The organism is Pseudomonas parasichuanensis (assembly GCF_021601385.1).
GTDB classification, from domain to species: domain Bacteria; phylum Pseudomonadota; class Gammaproteobacteria; order Pseudomonadales; family Pseudomonadaceae; genus Aquipseudomonas; species Aquipseudomonas parasichuanensis.
Genome location: NZ_BQHO01000029.1, coordinates 58,193 through 84,050, shown reverse-complemented (window position 1 = coordinate 84,050; position 25,858 = coordinate 58,193). Strand labels below are relative to the sequence as shown.

Annotated in this window: 23 protein-coding genes; 9 read left to right on the top strand and 14 right to left on the bottom strand. The window is 64.1% G+C overall.

What is annotated here, in order from left to right:
• The first annotated feature begins 319 nt into the window (after positions 1 to 319).
• Positions 320 to 1,018 carry a pirin family protein gene (locus L6D77_RS20820; RefSeq protein ID WP_232881586.1) on the top strand — a complete coding sequence of 233 codons (699 nt, stop codon included), beginning with the start codon at positions 320 to 322 and terminating at the stop codon, positions 1,016 to 1,018.
• A 45-nt stretch (positions 1,019 to 1,063) separates the two neighbouring features.
• Here L6D77_RS20820 and L6D77_RS20815 read toward each other — a convergent pair whose 3' ends face one another.
• The 3 genes from L6D77_RS20815 to hisN all read right to left on the bottom strand — a co-directional run bounded on the left by L6D77_RS20815 (position 1,064) and on the right by hisN (position 3,881).
• A complete protein-coding gene (locus L6D77_RS20815; RefSeq protein ID WP_232881587.1) occupies positions 1,064 to 2,020 on the bottom strand; it encodes an AraC family transcriptional regulator in 957 nt (318 codons plus the stop codon).
• A gap of 238 nt (positions 2,021 to 2,258) precedes the next feature.
• Positions 2,259 to 2,972, bottom strand: coding sequence for a hypothetical protein (locus tag L6D77_RS20810; RefSeq protein ID WP_232881589.1), 714 nt, complete (start codon positions 2,970 to 2,972; stop codon positions 2,259 to 2,261).
• A gap of 117 nt (positions 2,973 to 3,089) precedes the next feature.
• On the bottom strand, positions 3,090 to 3,881 hold the full coding sequence (gene hisN, locus L6D77_RS20805; RefSeq protein WP_232881601.1) for a histidinol-phosphatase: 792 nt from the start codon (positions 3,879 to 3,881) through the stop codon (positions 3,090 to 3,092).
• A gap of 112 nt (positions 3,882 to 3,993) precedes the next feature.
• Here hisN and L6D77_RS20800 point away from each other — a divergent pair, with 112 nt between their 5' ends.
• Complete coding sequence (locus L6D77_RS20800; protein WP_232881602.1) at positions 3,994 to 5,049, top strand: tetratricopeptide repeat protein; 1,056 nt, start codon at positions 3,994 to 3,996, stop codon at positions 5,047 to 5,049.
• Positions 5,050 to 5,157: 108 nt separating this feature from the next.
• Complete coding sequence (locus tag L6D77_RS20795) at positions 5,158 to 6,738, top strand: response regulator (RefSeq protein ID WP_232881604.1); 1,581 nt, start codon at positions 5,158 to 5,160, stop codon at positions 6,736 to 6,738.
• Between the two features lie 6 nt (positions 6,739 to 6,744).
• Here the strand turns inward: L6D77_RS20795 and L6D77_RS20790 are convergent, their stop codons facing one another.
• Together L6D77_RS20790 and L6D77_RS20785 are read right to left on the bottom strand one after the other, a co-directional pair.
• Complete coding sequence (locus L6D77_RS20790) at positions 6,745 to 8,760, bottom strand: hybrid sensor histidine kinase/response regulator (RefSeq protein WP_232881606.1); 2,016 nt, start codon at positions 8,758 to 8,760, stop codon at positions 6,745 to 6,747.
• A 25-nt stretch (positions 8,761 to 8,785) separates the two neighbouring features.
• Positions 8,786 to 9,229, bottom strand: coding sequence for a nucleoside deaminase (locus L6D77_RS20785; protein WP_232881764.1), 444 nt, complete (start codon positions 9,227 to 9,229; stop codon positions 8,786 to 8,788).
• A gap of 143 nt (positions 9,230 to 9,372) precedes the next feature.
• Between L6D77_RS20785 and L6D77_RS20780 the strand changes: the two genes are divergently transcribed.
• Positions 9,373 to 10,068 (top strand): type 1 glutamine amidotransferase domain-containing protein, encoded by a 696-nt coding sequence (locus L6D77_RS20780; RefSeq protein WP_232881607.1) that lies wholly within the window; start codon positions 9,373 to 9,375, stop codon positions 10,066 to 10,068.
• 70 nt (positions 10,069 to 10,138) lie between these two features.
• Here the strand turns inward: L6D77_RS20780 and hppD are convergent, their stop codons facing one another.
• Positions 10,139 to 11,215, bottom strand: a complete 1,077-nt coding sequence (gene hppD / locus L6D77_RS20775; RefSeq protein ID WP_232881609.1) for a 4-hydroxyphenylpyruvate dioxygenase — start codon at positions 11,213 to 11,215, stop codon at positions 10,139 to 10,141.
• Positions 11,216 to 11,530: 315 nt separating this feature from the next.
• Here hppD and L6D77_RS20770 point away from each other — a divergent pair, with 315 nt between their 5' ends.
• Both L6D77_RS20770 and rarD read left to right on the top strand, forming a co-directional pair.
• Positions 11,531 to 13,117, top strand: a complete 1,587-nt coding sequence (locus L6D77_RS20770; RefSeq protein WP_232881611.1) for an EAL domain-containing protein — start codon at positions 11,531 to 11,533, stop codon at positions 13,115 to 13,117.
• Positions 13,118 to 13,149: 32 nt separating this feature from the next.
• Positions 13,150 to 14,037 (top strand): EamA family transporter RarD, encoded by an 888-nt coding sequence (gene rarD, locus L6D77_RS20765; protein WP_232881613.1) that lies wholly within the window; start codon positions 13,150 to 13,152, stop codon positions 14,035 to 14,037.
• Here rarD and L6D77_RS20760 read toward each other — a convergent pair.
• Positions 14,000 to 15,571, bottom strand: coding sequence for a TerC family protein (locus L6D77_RS20760; RefSeq protein ID WP_232881614.1), 1,572 nt, complete (start codon positions 15,569 to 15,571; stop codon positions 14,000 to 14,002). The genes rarD and L6D77_RS20760 overlap by 38 nt on opposite strands.
• 260 nt (positions 15,572 to 15,831) lie before the next feature.
• On the opposite strand from L6D77_RS20760, the gene L6D77_RS20755 reads away from it, so the two are divergent.
• Complete coding sequence (locus tag L6D77_RS20755; protein ID WP_232881616.1) at positions 15,832 to 16,416, top strand: LysE family translocator; 585 nt, start codon at positions 15,832 to 15,834, stop codon at positions 16,414 to 16,416.
• Positions 16,417 to 16,449: 33 nt separating this feature from the next.
• Here L6D77_RS20755 and L6D77_RS20750 read toward each other — a convergent pair whose 3' ends face one another.
• Positions 16,450 to 17,250, bottom strand: a complete 801-nt coding sequence (locus L6D77_RS20750; protein WP_232881618.1) for an AraC family transcriptional regulator — start codon at positions 17,248 to 17,250, stop codon at positions 16,450 to 16,452.
• A 10-nt stretch (positions 17,251 to 17,260) separates the two neighbouring features.
• Positions 17,261 to 17,803, bottom strand: a complete 543-nt coding sequence (locus L6D77_RS20745) for a helix-turn-helix domain-containing protein (RefSeq protein ID WP_232881620.1) — start codon at positions 17,801 to 17,803, stop codon at positions 17,261 to 17,263.
• Between the two features lie 154 nt (positions 17,804 to 17,957).
• Between L6D77_RS20745 and L6D77_RS20740 the strand changes: the two genes are divergently transcribed.
• Positions 17,958 to 18,740 carry an aldolase gene (locus L6D77_RS20740; RefSeq protein WP_110992594.1) on the top strand — a complete coding sequence of 261 codons (783 nt, stop codon included), beginning with the start codon at positions 17,958 to 17,960 and terminating at the stop codon, positions 18,738 to 18,740.
• 33 nt (positions 18,741 to 18,773) lie between these two features.
• Positions 18,774 to 19,667 carry a dihydrodipicolinate synthase family protein gene (locus L6D77_RS20735; protein WP_232881622.1) on the top strand — a complete coding sequence of 298 codons (894 nt, stop codon included), beginning with the start codon at positions 18,774 to 18,776 and terminating at the stop codon, positions 19,665 to 19,667.
• A gap of 72 nt (positions 19,668 to 19,739) precedes the next feature.
• Here the strand turns inward: L6D77_RS20735 and L6D77_RS20730 are convergent, their stop codons facing one another.
• The 5 genes from L6D77_RS20730 to L6D77_RS20710 form a co-directional block, all read right to left on the bottom strand.
• On the bottom strand, positions 19,740 to 20,378 hold the full coding sequence (locus tag L6D77_RS20730) for a hypothetical protein (protein ID WP_236170119.1): 639 nt from the start codon (positions 20,376 to 20,378) through the stop codon (positions 19,740 to 19,742).
• A 95-nt stretch (positions 20,379 to 20,473) separates the two neighbouring features.
• Positions 20,474 to 22,696, bottom strand: a complete 2,223-nt coding sequence (locus L6D77_RS20725; RefSeq protein ID WP_232881626.1) for a TonB-dependent siderophore receptor — start codon at positions 22,694 to 22,696, stop codon at positions 20,474 to 20,476.
• A gap of 158 nt (positions 22,697 to 22,854) precedes the next feature.
• Entirely contained in the window at positions 22,855 to 24,273 is a 1,419-nt protein-coding gene (locus L6D77_RS20720) for a short-chain fatty acid transporter (RefSeq protein ID WP_153787973.1), read from the bottom strand.
• A 144-nt stretch (positions 24,274 to 24,417) separates the two neighbouring features.
• Positions 24,418 to 25,074, bottom strand: coding sequence for a CoA transferase subunit B (locus L6D77_RS20715; RefSeq protein ID WP_125463893.1), 657 nt, complete (start codon positions 25,072 to 25,074; stop codon positions 24,418 to 24,420).
• A gap of 35 nt (positions 25,075 to 25,109) precedes the next feature.
• Positions 25,110 to 25,808 carry a CoA transferase subunit A gene (locus L6D77_RS20710; protein WP_125463892.1) on the bottom strand — a complete coding sequence of 233 codons (699 nt, stop codon included), beginning with the start codon at positions 25,806 to 25,808 and terminating at the stop codon, positions 25,110 to 25,112.
• Positions 25,809 to 25,858: the final 50 nt, after the last annotated feature.

Sequence of the window (25,858 nt, the reverse complement as noted above, 5' to 3'; positions counted from 1 at the left end):
GAGGCCCCGGCCAAGCAGGCGCGCGGCCAAGCGGCGCAGCCAGGGCCACTGCGCGGGCGGGGTCAGGATGGCCGGGGCCTGGCGCTGCCCGTCGGGCCCGGTCACCCCGTTGAAAATCGAAACAGCGGGCATGTTCGCCTCATCCGCCCTAAAGCGCCAGCGAATGCTTTGGTATCAGTGGATTAGGCGATGAATCGCATGTTGTGCCGCACAATAAATATCCATTTAACTGATAATAACAAGTCGATATTTACGCTTTTTTTCGATATTTCAACCGCGCATCATGGCTCCATTCCAGCGAATCCAGAGGAGTACCATCATGCTGCAACTGCGACCCTTCGAAAGCCTTGGCCACGCCAACCACGGCTGGCTCGACGCCCACCACCACTTCTCGTTCGCCGAGTACTACGACCCGGCGCGCATGCACTGGGGCAACCTGCGGGTATGGAACGACGACCTGATCGCCGCCGGCAGTGGCTTCCCCTCGCACCCGCACCGCGACATGGAGATCATCACCTACGTCCGTGAAGGGGCCATCACCCACCAGGACAGCCTGGGCAACAAGGGCCGCACCGAAGCGGGCGACGTGCAGGTCATGAGTGCCGGCAGCGGCATCGTGCACAGCGAATACAACCAGGAGAAGGTCGATACGCGAATCTTCCAGATCTGGATCATTCCGGAAAAGGTCGGCGACGCGCCGTCTTGGGGCACCCGCCCGTTCCCCAAAGGTGAACGTGGCGAAGGCTTCGTGACCCTGGCCAGTGGCCGCGAAGGCGATGGCGACAGCCTGCAGATTCGCACCGATGCGCGCCTGGTGGCCGCTACCCTGCATGCTGGTGAAAGCGCCGAGTACCGCTTTGACCAAGGCCGGCGCGGCTACCTGGTGCCGGCCAAGGGGCGGGTCGAGGTGAACGGGCTGCAGGCCAAGGCCCGGGATGGCGTGGCCATCGAGGAGGAAGCAGTGCTGACGGTCACGGCACTGGAGGACAGCGAAATCGTCCTGGTCGATGTGGCGTGAGTGCAAATCGCAAAGGGCTGCCATGCAGCCCTTTGTCTATTCGGATCAAACCCGGCGCCTGAAGGTCTCCGAAGGCAGCTCGCCAAACCGCTGCCGATAACTCTCGGCAAACCGCCCCAGGTGCAGGAAACCGTAATCCAGCGCCAGCTCGGTGACGCTGCGCACGACGCAGCTCGGGTCACTCAGGCAGGCATTCACCCGCTCCAGCTTGCGCTGTCGGATGTACTGCTTGGGCGTGGTGCCCAGTTGTCGGTCGAACAGGCCATACAACGAACGCAGGCTCATGTTGGCCTGCTCGGCCAGGGATTCGGCCGCCAACTCAAGCTTCAGGTTGCCGTCGATATGCTCAAGGATTCGCTCCAGGCTGGCCTGCGTGCCACCCAGGGAGTCCTTGCGCACGTTGGTGTTCATCAGCGTCAGCAGCTTGCTGGCGACGATCTGGCTGTAGTGGCCCTGTACCCTGGGCAGCGAATCGCTGACTTCGGCCTCGTTGCAGATCATCCCCAGCAGATTCAGGAAACCGTCCAGTTCCTCCAACCGGTAGTGGTTGCGCACAAAGCGCACGCCGCCGCTGGGGCGCTGCCAGCGCTGTTCGTCACAGATTGAGTCGAGCAGATGCACCGGCACCTTGAGGATGAATTTCTCGCAGTCATCGGAATAGGTCAGGTCGACCGGGTCGTCCGGGTTGATCAGCAGCAGCTCGCCCGGTACCAGGTGGTGCTCGCGCTGGTGGCCGCGCCACAGGCAGTTACCGTTGAGCAGCACCTGCAGGTGGAAGATGGTTTCCAGCGCCGGCGAGGTCACCCGCACACTGCCGCCATAGCTGATGCGACACAGGTCCAGCTCGGCGAACTTGCGGTGGCTGAGGCTGGCCTGGGGGTGGGTGGTACGGGACAGACCAATGTGGTGCTGGCCCACATGCTGGTTGACGTAGTCGGACACCGCGTACGGGTCGGCGCGGTGGAACACGCAGCTTTGCTCGCTCAACAGGCGGCTTTCCATGGGCAAGGCACTCGCCATCGTTATTGTTATGGGCGCCGCGGCCTACGGCCTTGTGGGCATGTGGCTGCGGTCGTTCACGGTCATTCTATCCAACCGTCATCGGGGTGCAGGGGCAGGCGACGGTCGGGTGATGAGCGTCACACTAAGCAAAAAGCAGGATCGAGGGCAATGCGACCAAGGCAAACGGCGGGCGGACAGCGGACACTGGCACAGGCCTGGCGTTCGATTACCGCACAACTCATTGCACCGGCAGGAAATTCAGCAGCAGCAGGCTCTGCGCATAGTTGAGCCCGATGCGCCGGTAGCGTTCGTCGAGCATCTGCGCCAGCAGGTCGAGGCGCGCGACCACCTTGCCGAACTCCACGGCAAAGCTCAGGTTGCTGCCCTGCTCGGAGATTTCGTTGGAGAACAGCAGCAGCACGCCGTTGGCATCCTGGCGCTGGCCGAGCATCCAGGTGGCTTTCTCGATATTGCGCGCGGCGTTGTTGATGAACAGCGGGTCGAGGGTGTCGGTCATGTAGAACGCAGTGCGCCCGCCGTGGGCAGTGACCAGCATGCTGCCGATGGCGTAGATGAAGGCACCGACCCGGTCGCCCTTGAACTCGGGGCTCAGGGCATAACTCAGTGCCGCCAGGTCACGCCGTTCGCCGAGCTGAGCCAAGGGCTGGCGCTGCTCGATGGCGATGCGGATCTGCCGGGCAGCGGTGGTGGCGTCGAGATAACCAGACTGTTTCCACTGGTTGGGGTTGCGCAGGTACAGCTTGTCCATCAGCAGGTAAAGGCTTTGCAGGTTGTCGCGCATGGACAGCGTGGCCATGCGGTCGACACTGGTCTGGAACAGTTCGTCGGGCTTGCCGTTGCCGAACTGGCTGAGCATGTCGCGGCCCTGCTGCTGGGTGCACGCCCCCAGGCAAATCAAGGCACCTGCCAGCAGCAGGCCACGAGGGAGCATATCGAGTCGTTTTGCGGCCATCGGCACCGGAGCTGGTCAATGGCTACGCTGGGGGTCGGCGTAGCCTGGCCATGCATAGAGCGCGCAAACGCGAAAAAGTGCGATGGCGGGCAGCCCTCACATGGCGTGACGCAGCATCGCCACCACCTGCGCATGCAGTGCCGGGTCGCCGCAGGCCACCACGCAGCCGCCGTGTTGTGCGGTGCTGCCATCCCAGGCGGTGATCACCCCGCCGGCACCCTCGATGATCGGCATCAGCGCCTGCACGTCATACGGCTGCAGGCTGGCCTCGACGATCACGTCGACAAACCCCGAAGCGAGCATGCAGTAGGCATAGCAGTCGCCACCGTAGCGCATCAGCCTGGCCTGGCCGGCCACCTGCTCGAAGGCGGCCTTGCGCGCGGCGCTATCGAACATGTCTGGCGTGGTGCACATCAGCGTGGCCGCAGAAAGCTCGGCGCAGGCCCGGGTTTTCAGGGGCGTGCCACTGCGCCATGCGCCTTCGGGGGTGCCGACGAAACGCTCGCCGGTGAACGGCTGGTTCATCACCCCGATGACCGGGCGCGTGCCATCGTTTAGCGCAATCAGCGTGCCCCACAGCGGCAGCCCGGTGATGAAGGCGCGAGTGCCGTCGATCGGGTCGAGTACCCAGGTCAGCGGGCTGCTGCCCACAGCTGCGCCATGCTCCTCGCCGAGGATGCCATGTGCCGGGTATTGCACCTGGATCAGCTCGCGCATGGCATCTTCGGCAGCCTTGTCGGCCACGGTCACCGGGTCATATAGACGCCCGCCCTTGTCTTCGACGTCAAGGCTGGCGCGAAAGTACGGCTGGATCGCCACGGCGGCGGCATCGGCCAGCTGTTCGGCGAAGGCACGAAATTCGACGGTCTGTTCAGCGCTCAGGGACATGGATCAGGCCTCAATGCTTGGGAAAGGCGCGCATCATACCCGACTCCTCGCCCGTTGCATTTACTGGCCGGCTGTCCCAAGCTCTGGGCTTCCCGCCGCCACGGACTGCCCGATGCCACGCCGCCCGCTTATCCTGATCGCCCTGTTGCTGCTGATCCTGGTGCCAGGCGTGCTCGCTTACCTGTGGCGTACTCCGCAATCCACCCCACCGACGCTGCCGCCGCACAGTTACGCCAAGGCCCTGCGCCAGGCCCATGATGGCCAGCCGGGCGCCGCGCGGGTGCTGTACCAGCAACTGCAGCGCAACGACCTGCCGGCGATCCGCCGCGCCGCGCTGTACGCCGAATTGCCCAACTACCCGTCACCCCAGGCGCTGAAACTGGCCAGGCAGGACCTTGAGCAGGGCGACCCCCTGGTCCGCCGCTCCGCCATCGCCAGTATCCGCCGGCTGTTGCCGGCCTCCCAGCGCAGCCTGGTGTTGGGGCCGTTGCTTGACGATGACGAACAGAGCGTACGCTTTGCCGTGGTGGACGCCCTGCTCGGCCTTGACCCGGATGCCATCGGCCTGTATTTCGGCCCGCTGCAGCAAGCGCTGGAGCAGTACCAGCAAACCCTCGAACAACAACCCGACGACGCCGACGCACAGATTCACCTGGCGCGCCTGTACATGCACGAGCAGGCCTATGACGCCGCGGGCGCTGCACTCGGCCGCGCCCTGGCGCTGGCCCCCGAAAACCTGGACGCCCTGGCGACCCAGGTGCGCCTGCTGGAACGCCAGGGCCGCCACGACACCTCTCGCGAGGTGCTGCGCAAGGCCTTGGCGCTCAGCCCGGATTCGGCCTTCCTGCAGTACCAACTGGGGTTGTGGCTGACCCGCCACGACCAGCACGAATACGCCCTGCTGGCACTGTCGCGGGCGGTCGAGCTGGAGCCCGATAACAGCGACTACCGCTACACGCTTGCCGTCACCCTGCATCAGCTGGAACAAGTGCAGGCCGCGCAGCAACAACTGCAGACCCTGCTCAGCCGCCAGCCCGCCAACCGCCGGGCGCGGGTGCTGCTGATCGAGTACTGGAAGGAAACCGGCCAACTGCAGAACGTCCAGGTGCTGCTGGCCGAGCTTGAGCGACAGAACCCGGACGACCCGCTGCTGCAGCAGGGCCTGTGACACCTGCGACAATCCGGTTGAACCCCAGGGCCCCGGCGAGAGTCCAGTGATAGGAGAAGGAAGGCGGTACCGCCATCACGGTGGGCCCAACGTCACAGGAGAACCGTCTTGGCCGCATGCCTGGCTGTGGAAGAACGCGCCCTGGTCCTGGCGCCTGCCCAGGTGGGGACGAACACCTGCCGCTTGCTCAGGCAAGCCGGTATTCACAGCCGTCGCACGGCCGATGTGAGGCGGCTGAGCCGCTGGCTCAGCGAGGGCGCAGGGTTGCTGGTGGTGATCGAGCAGGCGCTACCGCACGACCGCCAGTCCCCCTTGCACCGCTACCTCGCCCAGCAACCCGGCTGGTCCGATCTGCCCGTGGTGCTGCTCACCAGTCACGCCGAGGCCGACACTTGCGCAGTGCTGGGCAACCTGCTGCCGCTCGCCCCACCCTACCCTGACGAGCTACTGTTGAGCCTGGTGCAGTGGGCGCTGCGTGCTCGCCGCCGGCAATACCAGGCTCGAGACCTGTGCGACCAGCTAGAGGCCCTGGCACGGCAACAACAGGCCGACGACCAGGCGTTGCAGCAGACACGCAAGATGGAGGCTATCGGGCAGCTGGCCGGCGGCGTCGCCCACGACTTCAACAATTTGCTGACCAGCATCGGCGGCAGCCTTGAGCTGATCGACAAACGCCTGCGCCAGGGCCGCAGCGAGGGCCTGGAGCCCCCCTTGCGCCTGGGCCAGCAGGCCGTGGCCCGCGCCGCCATGCTGACCCATCGGCTGTTGGCGTTCTCCTCTCGCCAGTCACTGCAAAGCCAGGCCATCGACCTGCGCGCGCTGCTGACCCCTGATGCCCTGGCCGCCAAACTGGGTGCAGGTATCGAGCTGCAGGTGCGCCTTGCCACACAGCTGTGGGTCGCCAACGCCGATGGCGAGCAGTTGCAGGCGTCGCTGGACAACCTCCTGCGCAACGCCTGCGAGGCCATGCCCAGCGGTGGTGTGCTGAGCGTTGAGGCGGACAACGTCCAGGTCGCCAGCGACCCGCCCGCCAACGCCGGGCTGGCACGCGGAGACTATCTGTGCCTGAGCATCCGCGACAGCGGCCAGGGGATGTCGCAAGCCACCCTGGAGCATGCCATCGAACCGTTCTTTACCACCAAGCCGACTGGCCAGGGTGTCGGCCTGGGGCTGTCGATGGTCTATGGTTTCAGCCGGCAGTCACGCGGTTACCTGACCCTCGACAGCCAGATCGGCAAAGGAACCCGGGTACGCCTGTACTTGCCGCGTCATACCGACAGCCAGCCACAGCTCGGCACCGCGCCCCCGCGACCGGCCAGTGACTGCCAGGACATCCTGCTGGTGGAGGACGACCCGGATGTGCGCGAGCTGGTCGAGCGGACCCTGGAGGAAGAAGGCTACCCCTGTCGTGCTACGCAAAATGCCAGTGAGGCCCTGCGTTGGCTGCATTCGGCACAGCCGTTCGGCTTGATGATCAGCGACGTCGGGCTACCAGGCATGAACGGCCGGCAACTGGCGGAAATCGCCCGGCGCTTGCGCCCAGGGCTGCCGGTACTGTTCATAACGGGTTTCGCGCAAACCGCGATGGCTCGGGATGCGTTTCTGGCTACCGGGATGCAGTTGTTGCGCAAGCCCTTCGCCATGGAGCAGCTGCGCAAGCAGGTCGCGCGGATGCTGGTGGCGCCCTGAGAAGGATCAGGCCTGCAGCATGCGGTTAACTTGCGTCACCAGGCTTTCCAGCGTGAATGGTTTGAGCAGCAAGGCCGTACCGGGCTCGTCGAGCAGGTGTTGATCCACCGGGTCCTCGGTGAAACCAGTGATGAACAGGATTTTCTGTTCGGGATTGATCATGCGCAGCGCCCTGGCTACCTGACGCCCGTTGAAGCCGCCCGGCAAGCCGATGTCGGTGATCACCAGATCGAATGGGCCAGCATGACGGTACTGCCCCAGCGCGGTATTGGCGTCGGTCACATCGCACACCTCGAAACCGCGGTCTACCAGTATTTCCTTGATCAAACCGCGCAGGTTTAGCTCGTCATCGATCAGCAGCACACGCTCGCCATGCCTTGCCTCCAGTGTGATCGGCGAGGCTACGGGTATCGGCTGGCTACCCGAATAACGAGGAAACATCAGCACGATTTGAGTGCCCTGCTGCAACTTCGACTCTATCCAGACCTGGCCACCGGACTGGCGCACGAAGCCATGCACCATGGGTAACCCCAGGCCCGAGCCCTGCCCGAGGGGCTTGGTGGTAAAAAACGGCTCGAAAGCACGCGCCGCATCGTCTGCCGACATGCCATGGCCGTCATCCTCGACCTGGACCATGACATAGTCACCCGCCGGCAGTTCACCCGTCGCATCGGCCAAGCGCTCATTGCTGGTACGGATCGACAGGTGGCCACGACCAAGGCAAGCGTCGCGCGCATTGGCACACAGGTGCAGCATGGCGTTGCGCAGTTGGTCGGGGTCCAGCTGAACAGGCCAGGGTGCGATGTCCAACTGCCAGTTCAGGTGCATCTCGGCGCCGACGCACTGCTCCAGCATCGGTTGCGCTTCGCGGATCAGCTGGTTGATATCCAGCGGGTTGGGCGACAACGGCTGGCTGCGGGCGAACGCCAGCAAGTTCTGGGTCAGGCCGATGGCCCGCTGGGCGCATTCGCGGGCCATCTGCACGTAGCTGTCCAAGCGCTCAAGCCGGCCCTGGGCCAGGCGCCGCTCAAGCAATTCCAGGCTGCTGCCCACCCCCGACAGGACGTTGTTCATTTCATGGGCCAGGCCGCCCGCCACCTTGACCACCGATTCCATGCGCTGGCTGTCACGTACCGCCGCTTGCGCCATGCGCTGAACGGATTGGCGCTCTTCGCTGATGCTGCGACCAATCAGCATTGGCAGCGCCTGGCCCGGCACAGCATGCCAACGCAGCCAGCAGTAGTGCCCTTCAGCGTGACGCATGCGGGCCTCGAAGGCCGGGGTGTCATGCCCCTGCATCAGCGCCATCAGGGCCAGCCTGGCCTCGGTACGCTCGGCCGGGTGGATCAACTCCAGCAGCGCTACCGGCGTTTGCTGCTCATCCGTCAAACCCGACAACCGGTGCCAGGCCGGGTTGGCCATGCGCACGTGCAACTGGGCGTCGAGCATCAGCATCACATCAGGCGACAACTGCCAGGTATGTTCACTCTCGGCCATGTAGAGCGAGAGCTGCGCTTCGAATGATTGAGCCAGTTCGCGCCATTCGCGCGTGCTTTCGACACTGGCGGTGGTTTCGATCAGCGCGTGCAGGAAACCCGCCACCGCGCCCTGGTCGTCGCGGATCGGCGAGTAGCAGCAGGTGAACCACGCTTGTTCCTTGCGCCCTTGCCGCTCGACCGTCAAGAGGGTGTTCTCGCTGAAGCTGCCCTGCCCTTCAAGCGCCTGGAAAACAGCGGCCCCCATATCGTCCCAGGCCGTTGCCCAAAGTGCGTCGAAACTGTCACCCAGGGCATGTGAACGCCCGCTCGGTGGCACTGGATAGGCTGGGTTGTGGATCACCGTCAGCCCCGGGCCCCAGACCAGCGCACAGGGGTAGGCGGACAGCAGCAACATGTCCACGGCAATGCGCAAGGCTGGGGGCCATCGTGTCAGGGGCCCCAAGGGCGTTGCCCCCCAGTTGAAGCTGCTGATCTGCTCGCCGCCCTCTGCCCGGGCGCTCGAAACGGGCGCCAGGTGAATCATCTGCGCGGCCCCTTGCTCAGAGTGGTCAGCGGCCAATGTCTTCATTCCACAGTTGCGGCTTCGCCTCGATGAAATCACGCATCATCTTTTTGCAGTCTTTGTCGTGGCGCACGTCCAGTTCTACGCCTCGGCTCGCCAGCAACTCTTCTTCACCAAGAAAAGTGGTGTTTTCGCCGATGATCACCTGTTTTATGCCATACAGCAGAATCGCGCCGCTGCACATGGCACAGGGCGACAAGGTGGTATAGAGGGTGGCTTCCCGGTAGACACTGGCCGGTTGGCGCCCTGCGTTTTCCAGTGCATCCATTTCGCCGTGCAGGATGGCGCTGCCTTGTTGCACCCGGCGGTTGTGGCCACGGCCAATGATCTTGCCGTCGTGCACCAGCACCGAGCCAATGGGTATGCCGCCTTCCTCGAGCCCCTTGCGGGCTTCGTCGATGGCCGCTTGCATGAACCTGTCCGTTGTCATGATGACTTCCTTGCTGCGCATGATTCGCTCGAGACTAGCACAACGCCAGCCGGCCATGGCGCCACGCGCAGCGACGGCTATGCTGAGAGGGTTTTTCCCTTTGCCGGGTAACCGGCCCCCTTGGGTTGGATGGGCATGCGCACATGAACAAGAAGATCCTGGTCGTGCTGACCAATACCGCCAAGTACCCCAACATCAAACGCGCCACGGGCTTGTGGCTGGGTGAAGCCGTGCACTTCGTCGCCCCCGTGCAGCAGGCAGGCTTCACGGTCGACTATGTCAGCCCGGCAGGCGGCTATGTGCCGATCGACCCGCACAGCCTGCAGATGGCCCCGGACCTGGACTGGCGATGGTACGACGACAAGGCCTTCATGAAGCGCCTTGGCGCGACCCTCAGCCCCGGCGAGGTCAAGGCCGAGCAGTACAGTGCCATTTATTACACCGGTGGCCATGGCGTGATGTGGGACTTCCCCGATAACCAGCCGCTGCAGGACCTGGCGCGGCGTATTTACGAAGCTGGCGGGGTCGTAGCTTCAGTCTGCCAGGGTGCCGTGGGGTTGCTGAATATAAAGCTCAGCGACAACACCCTGTTGCTCAGAGGGCGAAGCGTGACCGGTTTCTCCAATATCGAAGAGAAACTGGCAGAGCTGGACAAGGAGGTGCCCTTCCTCACCGAGAACGAACTGGGTGCACGGGGTGGCGAGTACCAGAAGGCGGAAGACCCGTGGGCGCCCTTCGTGGTTGAGGACGGCAGCCTGATCACCGGGCAGAACCCAGCGTCCACTGCTGGGGTAGCGCAGGCGGTGCTCAAGTGCCTGGCCAAACGCAAGGCTGGCTGAAAAGCATCGCGGGGCAAGTCGGATCGGTACACCGATGCGACTTGCCCCGCGATTGACTGCGCTGAGTTGATTACTCGGCGTTCAGCACGCCGCGACGCACCTGGTCACGCTCGATGGACTCGAACAGTGCCTTGAAGTTGCCCTCGCCGAAGCCGTCGTCACCCTTGCGCTGGATGAACTCGAAGAACACCGGGCCCAACAGGGTTTCCGAGAAGATCTGCAGCAGCAGGCGCTTGTCGCCCGCCTCGGAAGCACCGTCCAGCAGGATGCCACGCGACTGCAACTGGTCGACCGGCTCGCCGTGACCCGGCAGGCGCTCCTCGAGCATTTCGTAGTAAGTCTGCGGCGGTGCGGTCATGAAGCGCATGCCGAAGCCCTTGAGGGCATCCCAGGTCTTGAGCAGGTCGTCGGTGAGGAAGGCCACGTGCTGGATGCCCTCGCCGTTGAACTGCATCAGGAACTCTTCGATCTGCCCCGCGCCCTTGGACGACTCTTCGTTGAGCGGGATGCGGATCATGCCGTCGGGCGCGGTCATCGCCTTGGAGGTCAGGCCGGTGTACTCGCCCTTGATGTCGAAGTAGCGGATCTCGCGGAAATTGAACAGCTTCTCGTAGAAGCCGGCCCAGTAGGCCATGCGCCCGCGATACACGTTGTGGGTGAGGTGGTCGATGATCTTAAGGCCCGCACCAACCGGGTTGCGATCCACGCCGTCGATGAACTTGAAATCGATGTCGTAGATCGAGCTGCCTTCTTCATAACGGTCGATCAGGTACAGCGGCGCGCCACCGATACCCTTGATCGCCGGCAGACGCAGCTCCATCGGGCCAGTCTCGATCTCAACCGGCTGGGCACCCAGCTCCAGGGCGCGGGCATAGGCTTCATGGGCGTTGCGCACGCGGAAGGCCATGCCACACACCGACGGGCCATGCTCGGCGGCGAAGTAGGAGGCGGCGCTTTTGGGTTCGTTGTTGAGGATCAGGTTGATGCCACCCTGGCGGTACAGGTGCACATTCTTGGAGCGGTGGGTCGCCACCTTGGTGAAACCGAGGATCTGGAAGACCGGCTCCAGCACGCCAGGAGTCGGCGAGGCGAGCTCGATGAATTCAAAGCCTTCAAGGCCCATCGGGTTTTCGAAGATATCTGCCATGTTCGTGTCCTCATCTGCAGCAAAAAACGGTTGGGTTACTGGCTTGCGATGGCGAACGGAACAGGAGGCGAACAGGGGATGCCGCGCACGCTGCGGGCCAGGTAGGCACCAATGATCAGCTTGAATGCAGGGTTTGTCATGGGGACCCATTCTCGGCGGGCTTGATCCTCCGGTTGGCGGAAGATCTTATTGTTGTATTCGTAACGCGATTCTACATTGCGTAAATTTGTTTGTCGCGCTTTAGTTGGTAGGCCTCGCCGACAAACGGCTATCCTAGGCACTGACACACCCGTCCGCCACCCGGTTCGCCTACGCATGCCCCTGACCACCAAACGCCCTGCCCGCTGGAGCTGGCGCACTCTGCTGCCCTGGGTCGTCGGGGTGCTGCCGCTGGTCTGCGGGCTGGCTGTGACCCGCTGGCAGACCGAGCGCGAGTTGCAGGCCAACAGCCTGGCCACCGCGCGCGAAGTGGTTGGGCACATCGAGATGATTCTAGACAGCCTGTCCAGTGCCGCGAACGACCTCCTACCCAAGGCCGGCCAGCCCTGCGAACAGGTGCAGCTGGCACTGCGCATAGCAGTCACGCGCAATGCGTTCGTGCGCTCCACCAGCCTGTTCGACCGCAACAACCTGTATTGCACTTCGCTGTTTGGCAATTTCGACGAGCCGGTGGATGCGCGTGACTATACCGACGGGCAGCTCTGGCTGATGGACGGCAACTCCGTCACGCCGGGCCATCCACTGCTGGTTTACCGAGTCAGCCAGGGTGATCGCGGGGCAATCGCCACGGTGGACGGCAGCCACCTGCTGACGGCCCTGCGCCTGATCGCTCAGGATGACGAGCTGTTGGTGCGGGTGGGCAGTCACTGGATGAGCCAGGATGGCCTGGTGCACGAAGGCATACCGCCGGTCGCGGCCAGCGCCCCCGTCACCTTCTCTTCGACACGCTACCCGTTCAGCGTGCAGGGCGGCTACGCCTCAGGCAAGCTGGGCGAGGTCATGCGCTCACGCTACCCAGCCCTGCTCAGCCTGCTGCTGGTGCTCGGCGTGGTCGCTGGCAGCGTCTGCCGCTGGCAAGTGCGCCGCGCCACCTCGCCCCGCGCCGAACTCGACCGTGCGCTCGAAGCCGGCGAGTTCCTGCCGTACTTCCAGCCGGTGGTGCGCAAAGGCGACTATCACTGGGCCGGGGTCGAAGTGCTGATGCGCTGGCAGCATCCGCGCGAGGGCCTGGTTCGCCCGGACCTGTTCATCCCCTATGCCGAACACAGCGGGCAGATCGTCGCCATGACCCGCGCCCTGATGTTCAATACGGCACAAGCCCTGGCACCCCACGTGGCGCTGCTGAGCGACGGCTTCCACGTGGGCATCAACATCACCGCCGATCATTGCCGCGACCTTGGCCTGCTCGATGATTGCCGCACCTTTCTCCAGCACTTCCCGCCCGGGCGTGTGGTGCTTACCCTCGAGTTGACCGAGCGCAAACTGATCGAACCCACCCCGGTCACCCTGGAGCTGTTCGAAAAGCTGCACGACATGGGGGTCATGATCGCCCTCGACGACTTCGGCACGGGCCAGTCCAGCCTCAACTACCTGCGTCAGTTCAAGGTCGACTACCTGAAGATCGACCAGAGCTTCGTCGCCATGATCGGCGGCGATGCGCTGTCGCAACATATCCTCGACACCATCATCGAACTGTCGGCCAAGCTGGGGCTGGGCATCGTCGCCGAAGGCGTGGAAACCGTGGTGCAACGCGACTACCTGGAGCGCCACGGGGTGGACTTTCAGCAGGGTTATCTGTTCGCCAGACCAATGCCCAGCGCCGAGCTGCTCATTGCCTTGGCCACACGCCCGGGCAGCCTGCGGTTGCTGCAAGACGCGCCCCCTGAGATCATGCGCGACTGATCCGCCCACCCTTCCCGTTTTTCGAGGCATTCGTGTCAAAAGGCATCGTTTCATCGGTCATGGCGTCCTGTCTGTTCGCCGTGATGTATTTCTATACCTCCTTCCTCACGCCGCTCGACGGCGAGGAAATCTTCGGCTGGCGCACCCTGCTGACGCTGCCCTGCCTGACGCTGTTCATGTTGATATCCAAAGACTGGAAACGGGTTGGCGAATTGCTTGCGCGGGTTCGCCACACCCCCCTGCTGCTACTGGGCATGGTCGGTACTTCATGGTTGATGGGGGTGCAGTTGTGGCTGTTCCTCTGGGCGCCACTGCACGGGCGCAGCCTGGAAGTGTCGATGGGTTACTTCCTGCTGCCACTGGCGATGGTGCTGACCGGCCGCCTGGTGTACGGCGAACGCCTGTCGCGCCTGCAAAAGGTGGCGGTCAGCTGCGCGGCCCTGGGAGTGGGCCACGAGCTGTACCAGAACGGCAGCTTTGCCTGGGAGACCATTCTGGTGACCGTCGGCTACCCGATCTATTTCGTCTTGCGCCGACGCTGCCGCACCGACCACCTGGGCGGCCTGTGGTACGACATGTGCCTGCTGCTGCCGTGGGCCCTGTACTTCGTGATCCAGGGCCCGTTGTCGGCCGCGGACCTGGCGCTACACCAGAACCTGTACTGGCTGATCCCACTGCTCGGGGCGATCAGCGCCAGTGCCCTGATCGCCTACGTACTGGCCAGCCGCATGCTGCCGTTCAGCCTGTTCGGCCTGCTCAGCTACGTCGAGCCGGTACTGCTGGTGGGCGTCGCCCTGCTGCTGGGCGAAACCATCGGCCCCGACCAGTGGTTGACCTACCTGCCGATCTGGGCCGCGGTGCTGGTGCTGGTGCTTGAAGGTTTCAAGCACCTGCTGCGTCAGCGTCGGCGCTCGGTGTAAGGCGCACCTGGCGTACCCGGCGCTCCTCCACCGCCACCACGGTCATGCTCCAGCCATTCCACTGCAGATGGTCACCGACCACTGGCAGACGGTCGAGCAGGCTCATCACCAGGCCCGCGAGGGTCTGGTAGTCCTCGGTGGCGCGGGCCGCGAAACCGGTACGCGCCTGCACCTGGGCCAGGTTCAGGGCGCCGCTGACGACGAAACCATCCGCCTCTTCCACCACGCCCGGGCCTTCGACCTCGCTGGCGTCGGGCAGCTCGCCGGCAATCGACTCGAGGATGTCGGTCATGGTCAGCACACCGGTGAAATCACCGAACTCGTTGACCACGAAGGCAATGTGCGTCGACTGCCCACGCATCTGCTCCAGGGCATTGAGGATGCTGAAGCTCTCCAACAGATTCAACGGCGCCCTGGCCAGGGCCTCAAGGTCTGGCTCGTTGCCGGCCAGAAGCTCCTTGAGCAGTTCCTTCTTGTGCACGAAGCCCAGCGGTTCCTCGATGCGGCCGCCGCGGATCAGCGGCAGGCGCGAGTAGGACGAGTTGATCAACGCCTGGGTGATCACCTCGGCCGGTTGCGCCAGGTCGATGGCATCGACCTTGGCACGCACCGTCATCACCGTGCGGATCGGCCGTTCGGCCAGGTTCAGCACGCCGCTGATCATCACCCGCTCGCGACGGTCGAAGACCACTTGCTCGCTACCGTCCTCGACCAGGTCGGCGATCTCCTCGCCCACCTCGTCAGCCTCCACCCGGCGCCCGCCCATCAGGCGCAGCACGGCATGGGCGGTACGCTCACGCAACGGTCGGTGCTGTTGCACACTGCGCTTGCGGCGGGCGCGGGCCAGCTGGTTGAACAGCTCGATCAGCAGCGAGAAGCCGATGGCCGCGTACAGGTAGCCTTTGGGGATATGGAAGCCCAGGCCTTCGGCGGTGAGGCTGAAGCCGATCATCATCAGGAAGCCCAGGCACAGCATGATCACTGTCGGGTGAGCGTTGACGAAGCGGGTCAGCGGCTTGCTGGCGACGATCATGATGCCGATCGAGAAGATCACCGCGATCATCATCACCGACAGGTGTTCGACCATACCCACCGCGGTAATCACCGCATCCAGCGAGAACACCGCATCGAGCACCACGATCTGCGCGACGATCGGCCAGAACGCCGCATGCCGCGTCACACCGCCAGACTGGGCGACATGGCCCTCCAGCCTTTCGTGCAGCTCCATGGTGGCCTTGAACAACAGGAACACACCACCGAACAGCATGATCAGGTCACGGCCAGAGAAGGTCTTGCCGAACACCTCGATCAGCGGGGCGGTCAGGGTGACCATCCACGAGATGCTGGCCAACAGGCCAAGGCGCATGATCAGTGCCAACGACAGGCCGATCACCCGCGCGCGGTCGCGCTGATGGGGCGGCAATTTGTCGGCGAGGATGGCGATGAACACCAGGTTGTCGATACCCAGCACCAGCTCGAGGACGATAAGCGTCAGCAGGCCCAGCCAGGCCGTGGGGTCGGCTAGCCATTCCATTAGCGGGTACTCACAAGGGCGGCGTCACGGGGACGGGGGAAGGATGGCCGGGAAGGCCGGAAACTGGGGGGCTCCGCGAAGGTGCTCATATAGACCTTGATCAGAAAAAGGGATGACGATCCTACAATCGAAGCAGCTTTTTCCCACAGCGCGAAACTATTACAAAATCTGTAACAGAGACCTTGGGCATTTTTGTTCAATACCTGCGCGCTACCTGTCGTCGATCATGGCGGCACTCCATCGTTACAAGGAATCTGCCCATGAGCTTGTCCCTGTCCATGGCCGCCTTCGCCCTGGCGGCCTCCATTTCCCCTGGCCCGGTCAATATCGTGGCGCTGGGCAGTGGCGCCCGCCACGGCCTGCGCGCCAGCCTCGGGCACGCCGCCGGCGCCACCCTGGGCTTCTGCCTGCTGCTGGTGCTCACCGGCCTGGGCCTGCATGAACTGCTGCTGCGCTGGCCGTGGCTTGCGCACCTGTTGCTGTGGGGCGGCGTGCTGTTTCTGCTGTACATGGCCTGGAAGCTGGCCAGTGACGATGGCCAACTGCAAGCCGACGGCGAGCATCAGGCACCCACTGCCTGGCATGGCGCGGCCATGCAGTGGTTGAGCCCCAAGGCGTGGCTGGCAGCAGTGGCCGGGGTGGGTGCCTATACCGCTGGCGAGCAGCATCTGTTGTGGCTGTTCACCTGGATCTATGGGCCGATCTGTTTCGTCTCGGTGGCCAGCTGGGCGTGGGCCGGGAGTGTGATTCGGCAGTATCTGGGGGAGCCGAGGCGGTTGCGCTTGTTCAATCGCGGGTTGGCGGTGTTGTTGGTGGCGAGCGCGGGGTATCTGCTGATTGCCTGAAGCTTTTGTAGGAGCGGCCTTGCCGGGGCGCCCCTACAGGGGGCGAGATTGTCCTGCCGAATCCCGATAATGCCCCGGCGTCGCCGCCAGGTGCCGCTTGAACGCCCGTTGCAGATGCGCCTGGTCGGCAAAACCCGCCTCCAGCGCCACCTCGGCGATCGGCCGGCCCAGGCGCAGCTGGGCGCGGGCATGCTGCACCCGCTGGTCGAGCAGATAGCCGTGGGGTGTCAGCCCGAAACGCTTGCCGAACGCGCGGATCAGGTAGGCACGGGAAAGCCCCACCGCACTGCAGATGTCTTCTATGGTCAGCGGATCCAGACGATGGGCGCGGATGAACGCGGCAGCCATTTCAAGCCGCGGGTGCTCCACCCTGCGCTGGCCTGGTCGCTGATCGAAATAGCCAGGCAGCGCTTCAAAAAATGCAACCAGTAGCGCCTCCTTGTGAGAGGCCGGTTGGTCGTCGAACAGGCCCGCAAACAGCTCAAGCAACCGACCGTACAACGTCAGCGAGGTGCTGAGTGTCGCTTCCGGCAGGGCAAAGCCGTGGTCCTGCAGCCACGGCAAGTCGACAAACAGCATCAGGTACGACCAGGGTTCCCCCTGGATCGGATTGCAGGTATGCACCACCCCAGGGTTCATCAGCACGGTACTGCCAGCACCAACCTCGTGCCTGGCGTCCCCCGTGAGGTAGCTGCTGCGCCCACCCGTGATCAAGCCGATCGAAAAACTCTCATGGGAATGCGCCGCATAGCACACCTGGCGCCCATCCCCCACGCGCCGGGCCTCGACAAACGGCAAGGCAGGGTCACGCCAGAACCGCGAGGCCTCGATCATCGCCCTGCCCTCACCCCTCGCCGCCCTGCACCACCACCAGCAACTGGGCCTGGCATTCGCCTACCGAGCGCAGGCGGTGCGGCGTCTGGGCATTGAAATGCAGGGCATCACCCGCCTCCAGCAGCACCCGCTCGCTCATGAAGTCCACCTCCACCTGGCCCTCGTGGACGAACAGGAACTCCTCGCCCTCGTGCTCCTTGAAGGTCGGATCAGTGAACTCGGTGGGGGGCTGGATCAAGAACGGCAACAGGCTGCGCTGGCCAACCTGGGAGGTGAGCACCGCGTAACCCGGCCCTTGGCCATTGCCGACCAGCGCCTGACGCTCGCCGCGCCGTACCAGGCTATAGCGCGCCTGGCCTTCCTGTTCGCCGTCGAACAGCTCCTCGACATTGACGTTCAGCGCCCGCGCCAGTTTCAGCGCGGCGGCGATCGACGGCGTATTCAGGCCACGCTCGACCTTCGATAGGTAGCTCTTGGTCATGCCGGATTTTTCAGCCAGCACCTCAAGGGTGATCCCCAGTTTCTTGCGCAGCAGTTTCAGTCGGATAGACATGTGAAGCGGTTTTCCCGGACAAACGCACTTGCTAATGACACTTTGTGTCATATAGGATTATTTGTGTCATCTGATGGACCGCCCCTCCACCGTCGAAAGCAAGGGGGCGGGCCAGCCGAGACATCCACCATCACGCCACAGAGGATCACTCCCCATGGCCAACACCCTGACACACAGCAAAGACCAACTGGTGCAAAAGGCACTGACGCAGATGCAAGGCTCGCTCGCGGATAATACGTGGACTGTGCGCGAAAAGCTGGCCCTGACCTGCCGAATTCTGTTCGACAATGGCCACGACTCGGGCCTGGCCGGGCAGATCAGCGCCCGTGGCCCGCAACCCGGCACCTTCTACACCCAGCAGCTGGGCCTGGGCTTCGACGAAATCACCGCCAGCAACCTGCTGCTGGTCAACGAAGACCTGGAAGTGCTGGAAGGCCAAGGCATGCCCAACCCGGCCAACCGCTTCCACAGCTGGGTGTACCGCGCCCGTCCGGACGTGAACTGCATCATCCACACCCACCCCACCCATGTGGCCGCGCTGTCGATGCTCGAAGTGCCGCTGGTGGTGTCGCACATGGACCTGTGCCCGTTGTACGAAGACTGCGCGTTCCTCGAAGCCTGGCCCGGTGTGCCGGTGGGCAACGAAGAAGGTGAAATCATCAGCGCCGCCTTGGGCGACAAGCGCGCCATCCTGCTCTCGCACCACGGCCAGCTGTCCACCGGGGCCAGCATCGAGCAGGCCTGCGTCTACGCCCAGCTGATCGAACGCGCCGCACGCCTGCAGCTGCTGGCCATGGCCGCCGGCACCATCAAACCGATCGCCCCCGAGCTTGGCCGCGATGCCCACGACTGGATCGACCGGCCCAAGCGCCACGGCGCCGCATTCAACTACTACGCCCGGCAGGCCCTGCGCCAGCACGCCGATTGCCTCGCCTGACCCTACACTGCCTTGCTTGCGGAGCCCTTTAGCATGACCACTCAATTCCACGGCATCATCGGCTACACCATCACCCCCTTCAGCCACGACGGCGAGCAGCTCGACCTGCCCGCCCTGGGCCAGTCCATCGACCGTCTGATCGACGGTGACGTGCAAGTCATTGCCCCGCTGGGCAGCACCGGCGAAGGCGCGTACCTGAGCGACAGCGAATGGCAACAGGTCGCCCAGTACAGCCTGGAGCGCATCGGCAAGCGCGTGCCGAGCATCGTCAGCGTCTCCGACCTGACCACCGCCGGCGCCGTGCGCCGTGCGCGCTTCGCCCAGCAACACGGCGCCGATGCGGTGATGGTGCTGCCGGCAGCCTACTGGAAGCTCAGCGAAGCCGAGATCCTCCAGCACTACCGCGCCATCGGCGCGGCCATCGATATCCCGATCATGCTCTACAACAACCCCGCCACCAGCGGCACCGACATGCCGGTGGAGCTGATCCTGCGCATCGTGCGCGAGGTGGACAACGTCACCATGGTCAAGGAGAGCACCGGCGACATTCAGCGCATGCACAAGCTGCAGCTGCTCGGCGAGGGCCAGGTGCCGTTCTACAATGGCTGCAACCCGCTGGCGCTGGAAGCCTTCGTTGCCGGGGCCAAAGGTTGGTGCACGGCGGCGGCCAACCTGATCCCCGAACTGAACCAACGGCTCTACCAGGCCGTGCTGGCGGGCGACCTCACCCAGGCGCGGGCGCTGTTCTACCGCCAGCTGCCGTTGCTGGACTTCATCCTCAAAGGTGGCTTGCCGGCGACCATCAAGGCCGGGCTGGGCATGACCGGGCTGCCAGTGGGCGAGCCCCGGCGGCCGGTGTTTGGCCTGGATGAGCCGAACCGGGCGAAACTGCAAGGGTTGCTGGATGAGCTGCGACAGCTGAAGTAACGGCGGCCGGGGGCGCTTCACCCTGGCGGTGAAGCGTGCCCCGCTCCTGCGAGTGTCACCTCGGCGCAGGTTTCAGTCGCACAGCTTTCTCGGCGGAGCACTGCCCGTCAGCGGTACCGGCATCATTTCGCCCTGTCCAATCGCGGTCAGCTCGCGCACATCGAAGCGGCAAGCCAGGCGGGCATTGGCGCCCTGGCCGACGGCGCCCATGCCAATGGTCACCTCGTAGTCGCGCCCCGCCTCCAGTGTGTAGACCCTGGCCTCTTCAGCACAGTAGGTTCCCCTGCCCAGCGACGTGCCGGCACCGGCCCCCGGGGTCGCGAGCTGGAACGGCGCCGAGGTCGGCACCCGGTACTCGGCGACCACCTCCTCTACCCGGCCTTGGGCATTGCGCACGGTGGGCGTCAGGCTGAGCAATGGCGGCGACAGGCGTGGCGGCATACCTAGCTTCGCCGGTACGGAAGGGAACTGCGGGTAGTCCTGCAAAGCATGCCCTGCCGAGAAATACCCGGCCTGGACCATCTGGTGCCGCAGATTCGGCGCACAGCGCCCGAACACACTGTCACCGAACACCGTCGAGTTGCTGATCACCCGCATCCGTGCGCTAGGTGCCGAAGCTGGCGGCTCAACATAAGGCTGCGATGGAATACCGGAGCACCCTGTCAAAATGCCGATGAGCGTGACACCCAGACTCAGCGAAACCTTGTTCATCGCGACTCCTGGAAGACATGGGGACGACGTGACAGTAGAACGACATTGCGCATCAGGCAATGTCGTCCCATCACGCAACGTCTTCCCCTTGGCCGTTACAGCTTCCAGTCCAGGCTGACCATCATGGTCCGCGGCTCGCCGTGGTACACGCCGTTGTAGAAGCCCAGGTTGTTGTAGTAATGCTCGTCGAACAGGTTCTTGACGTTCACCGAGGCCGACAGGTGCTCATCGAACTGGTAACGCGCCATCAAGCCCACCACCGAGAACGCCTTCTGGCTGATCTCGTCGCGCACCGTGACGATCGAACCGTCCGCTGCGCGTCCCACTGGCCGGTTGGCCTGCTTGTGGGTGTCGCTCTGCCAGTCCAGGGTGCCCCCCACAGTCAACGCGGGTGTCAGCTTGTAGGTGCTCGAGAAGCGCACCAGGTTCAGCGGTTGCTCAGGGCTCTTGCGCTGCTTGTCGGCATTGGCCGCATGGGTATAGCTGTAGCCCAGGCTCATTTGCCAGTCAGGGCGCACCTCGCCGGCAATCTCGGCCTCGAAGCCTTCGACCACGTTGCCCTTGCCGCCGGACTTGTAGAACACTTCGTTGCCGTTGGGCGGGACCGAATCGTCCTGCTCGGCAACGTTGTCCTGCTTGCTGCGGTACACCGCGCTGCTGAGGTTGAGTCGGTCGTCCATCAGGCTGCCCTTGAGGCCCACTTCGTAGACCTTGCCGACGATGGGTTCGAGGTACTGGCGGTTTTTGTCACGCACCGACTGCGGGTTGAAGATGTCGGTGTAGCTGGCATACACGGTGTACTGCTCGGTGAGGTCGTAAAGCACCCCGGCATAAGGCGTCCACTGGTCGTTCTGGGTCTGTTTGCTGGAGGGCAGCTCGGTGCCGTTGAGCGCCGCGTCGTACACCCACTCACGGCTCTCGGTCTGCCAACTGCCATAGCGGCTGCCAAGCACGAAGTGCAGGCGGTCGGTGGGGTTGAGCCGGGTAGCGATGTAGCCGGCCTTCTGTTTGGTGGAGTCACGCGACTCATCAAGCCCGGTATTGATGTCCTGGAACTTGGCGACGCTGCTCATGTACTTCCAGTCCGGGATCTTCTGGTAATCCTTGGGCAGTGGCCCGCGGATGAAGTAGGGCGACGTGTTGCGCCGCTCGGACTCACCATAACCGACCATGAAATCGTGGCTGCGCCCGAACAGCTGGTAGGGGCCGGCGAGGTTGAAGTCGATGGCGTCCATCTGCTCTTCGCCGCTGAAGTGCGAATACCAGGCATTCATGCCGCTGCGGTCGGCGGCGGGAAAACCGTTGCCGCCGTAGTACACCTTGCCATCGCTGTCGGACTCGCGATGGGTATAGGCCAGCTTGAGCAGCCAGTCGTTGGCCAGGCGTTGGTCGAGGGTGGCGAACACGGTCTGGTCTTTCAGCGGCCAGGACGACCAGGGCGCGGCCAGGTTGGTCGAACGCGGCAGGTCGGCCTTGCCGCCCGTGGCATTCCAGTACGGCACGGTGCCCCAGGAGGCCCCTTGCACGTGCTTGTTCTGGTAGTCGTAGCCCACCGCCAGCACGGTGCTGTCCGTCAGGTCAGCCTCGAGAATGCCGTAGGCCACCTCCCGCTGGCTGGCGTACTTGTCCATGAACGACTGGCTGTCACGGTAGGCCAGCACCGTGCGCCCGCGCAGGCGCCCTTCCATGCCCAGCGGGCCGCCGACATCGAGGTAACCGTGGTAGTTGTCGTAGCTGCCGGCACTGGCTCCGGTGCTGATCGCAAGCGTCGAGGTCGGGCGCTTGCGCACCATGGCGATGGTCCCGGACGGGTCGCCCGCCCCGGTGGTCAGGCCGGTGGCGCCGCGCACTACCTCGATGCGGTCGTAGATGATGGTGTCCGAATCGGACTTGAGGCCCGAGAAGGTATTGAGCATCCCGTCGATCTGGAAGTTGTTGATCGAATAGCCCCGCGAATAATAGGCCGGCCGCTCGGAGTCGTTGCGCTGCACGGTCACGCCGGTGACATGGGCCATGGCCTCGGAGAGCGTGTCGAGCTGGAAGTCGTCGAGCTGCTGACGGGTCAGCACCGACACCGACTGCGGGGTGTCCTTGATCGACAGGTTCAGGCGCGTCGCCGCGCTCATGCTGCCGGTGGTGTAGGAGCCGCTGTGCTCGGTGGTGCTGCCCAGGCCCTGGGCGAGGATCTCGGTGGTGCCGAGTTCCAGCACGTTGTCGTCGGACCGCGGTTCGGTCTCTTCAGCCAGCGCAAGCGGGCTGACGGCAGTGGCACACAGGCCCAGGGTAAGGGCCATGGAACGGCTGATGGGCGCGAACATCGCTGCCTGTCTCCTTGTTCGTTTCGATGAAAGTCCTTGGCTGCCGACCAGGCGGCATTCATATGAAAACGATTCACGTATGCGAATCATTATCGAAATGTCATCGAAACGAAAAAAAGGGCGGTATCCGACCGCCCTTCCCTGTCACTCAACGCGCCTTACGGCATCACGGGCGGCACGTACTGCAAGGTGGTACCCAGCGCCCACAGCAGCACCAGCACCAGCGGCACATGCACCAGCAGCTGTACGAACGAGAAGCCGATCAGGTCGCGCGCCTTCAGGCCCAGCACGCCCAGCAGCGGCAGCATGTAGAACGGGTTGATCAGGTTCGGCAGCGCTTCGGCGGCGTTGTAGATCTGCACCGCCCAGCCCAGGTGGTACTGCAGGTCGTTGGCCACCAGCATCACGTAGGGGGCTTCGATGATCCACTTGCCGCCACCGGACGGGATGAAGAAGCCCAGCACCGCCGAGTACACCCCCATCAACAGCGCGTAGGTGTCATGGGTGGCAATCTGGGTGAAGAACACCGAGATGTGGTGCGCCAGGGTCGCACCGTCGACACCCTTGACCTGGGTGAGGATCGCGGCGATCGAACCATACAGCGGGAACTGGATCAGCACCCCGGTGGTGGTCGGCACCGCGCGGGCCACGGCATCGAGGAAGCTGCGCGGGCGCCAGTGCAGCAAGGCACCGAGCATGATGAACAACAGGTTGTAGGTGTTCAGCCCGGAGATCGCAGTGATCGCAGGCTTGGTGGCGAACTCCTGGTACAGCCAGCCGCCGGCAAGGGCCACCAGCAGCAGGATCAGGATCGGGCTGTATTCCAGCCACTCGCCCGGGCGCGTGCGCTGCGGCGCGGGCGGCGCGCTGAAGCTGGGGTCGACGCCGCAGTCTTGCGCACTGCGGGCGCTGTTCGGCCCCGGCGCGGTGGCGTAGGCGATCACCAGCGAAACGATGACCAGCGCTGCCAGCATGACCCCGGACTGCCAGAGGAAGATGGTTTCGGTGAACGGGATCACCCCGGTGATGGACAGGATCGACGGCGGCAGGCTGGCCGGGTTGGCCTGCAACTGCGCCGCCGACGACGACAGGCCCAGTGCCCATACCGCGCCGAGGCCCAGGTAGGCAGCGGCACCGGCGGCGCGATAGTCCATCTTCAAATCGGTGCGACGGGCCAGGGCGCGCACCAGCAGGCCGCCGAACACCAGCGACAGGCCCCAGTTGAGCAACGAAGCGAGCATCGAGATCAGCGCTACCCAGCACACGGCCGAACGGCCGTTTTTCGGGATGCGCGCCAGGCGGTCGATCAGCCGCGCTGCGGGTGGCGAGCTGGCGACCACATAGCCGCCGATGACCACGAAGGCCATCTGCATGGTGAACGGGATCAGGCTCCAGAAGCCATCGCCGAAGGCCTTGGCGGTGTCGGTGGGCTTGGCACCCATCACCAGGGCGCCCAGGCACACCAGCATCACGGCCAGGGCGGCGAACACCCAGGAGTCGGGGAACCAGCGTTCGGCCCAGTTGGAGCAGCGCAGGGCAAAGCGGGCGGAGCGGCTGTCTTGGATATCAGCGGCCACGGGGGTTTCCTTTTATTTGTTTTTTTAGGTTCAACACTGAAGCAACACAAAAACCCTGTGGGAGCGGGCTTGCCCGCGAAGGCGGCGGTGAATTCACCATCGCATTCGCGGGCAAGCCCGCTCCCACAGGGTCGGTAGTGCGTTTTAGAAGGTCATTTCCTTCACATCGTCCGGCACGATCAGCTTGCCGGCGGTCTTCTCGATGATCTCTTCGACGCTCACCCCTGGCGCAGTCTCGCGCAGGATGAAGGCACCGTTTTCGATTTCCAGGTAAGCCAGGTCGGTCAGCACCTTGCGGATGCAACCGGCACCGGTCAGCGGCAGGCTGCACTTGGGCAGCAGCTTGGACTCGCCATCCTTGGAGGCGTGGGTCATGGTGACGATGATGTTGTCGGCACCGGCGACCAGGTCCATGGCGCCGCCCATGCCCTTGACCAGCTTGCCGGGGATCATCCACGAGGCAATGTTGCCCTCGACGTCCACTTCGAAGGCGCCGAGCACGGTGAGGTCGACGTGGCCGCCACGGATCATGGCGAAGGATTGCGCCGAATCGAAGATCGACGCGCCGCGGCGGGCGGTGACGGTCTGCTTGCCGGCGTTGATCATGTCGGCGTCGATGGTGGCTTCGGTGGGGAATTCACCCATGCCCAGCAGGCCGTTTTCCGACTGCAGCATCACGTCCATGTCGGCGGGCACGTAGTTGGCCACCAGGGTGGGGATGCCGATACCGAGGTTGACGTAGTAGCCGTCCTTGAGTTCACGGGCGACGCGTTGGGCCATTTGTTCGCGGGTCAATGCCATGGTCAGGATCTCTTTGTTGTTCTTGAGGATGGCGCTCAGGCCTTGACGGTGCGCTTTTCGATGCGCTTCTCGAAGGTGCCGACGATGACCCGGTCGACGTAGATGCCCGGGGTGTGGATCTCGCTGGGCAGCAGCACGCCGGGCTCGACGATCTCTTCGACCTCGACCACGGTGATCTTGCCGGCGGTGGCGGCCAGCGGGTTGAAGTTCTGCGCGGTGTTGCGGTACACCACGTTGCCGTAGTGGTCGGCTTTCCAGCCCTTGACGATGGCGAAGTCGCCGGTGATCGACTCTTCGAGGATGTACTTGCGGCCTTTGAATTCGCGCACTTCCTTGCCGTCGGCGACCGGGGTGCCGTAGCCGGTGGCGGTATAGAAGGCTGGGATGCCGGCGCCGCCGGCGCGCATCTTCTCGGCCAGGGTGCCTTGCGGGGTAAGTTCCACTTCCAGTTCGCCGCTGAGCAGCTGGCGTTCGAATTCGGCGTTCTCGCCCACGTAGGAGGCGATCATCTTGCGGATCTGCCGGTCTTCCAGCAGCACGCCCAGGCCGAAGCCATCGACGCCGCAGTTGTTCGAGACCACGGTCAGGCCCTTGACGCCCAGGCGCTTGATCTGGGCAATCAGGTTTTCCGGGATGCCGCACAGGCCGAAGCCGCCGGCCAGTACCGTCATGTTGTCGGTCAGGCCTGCCAGGGCCTCTTCGTAGGTTGCTACACGCTTGTCCAGTCCGGCCATGCTCAGTCGCCTTTTGTAGTTGTTGGAACCGTGCGGTCATCTTCACTGTA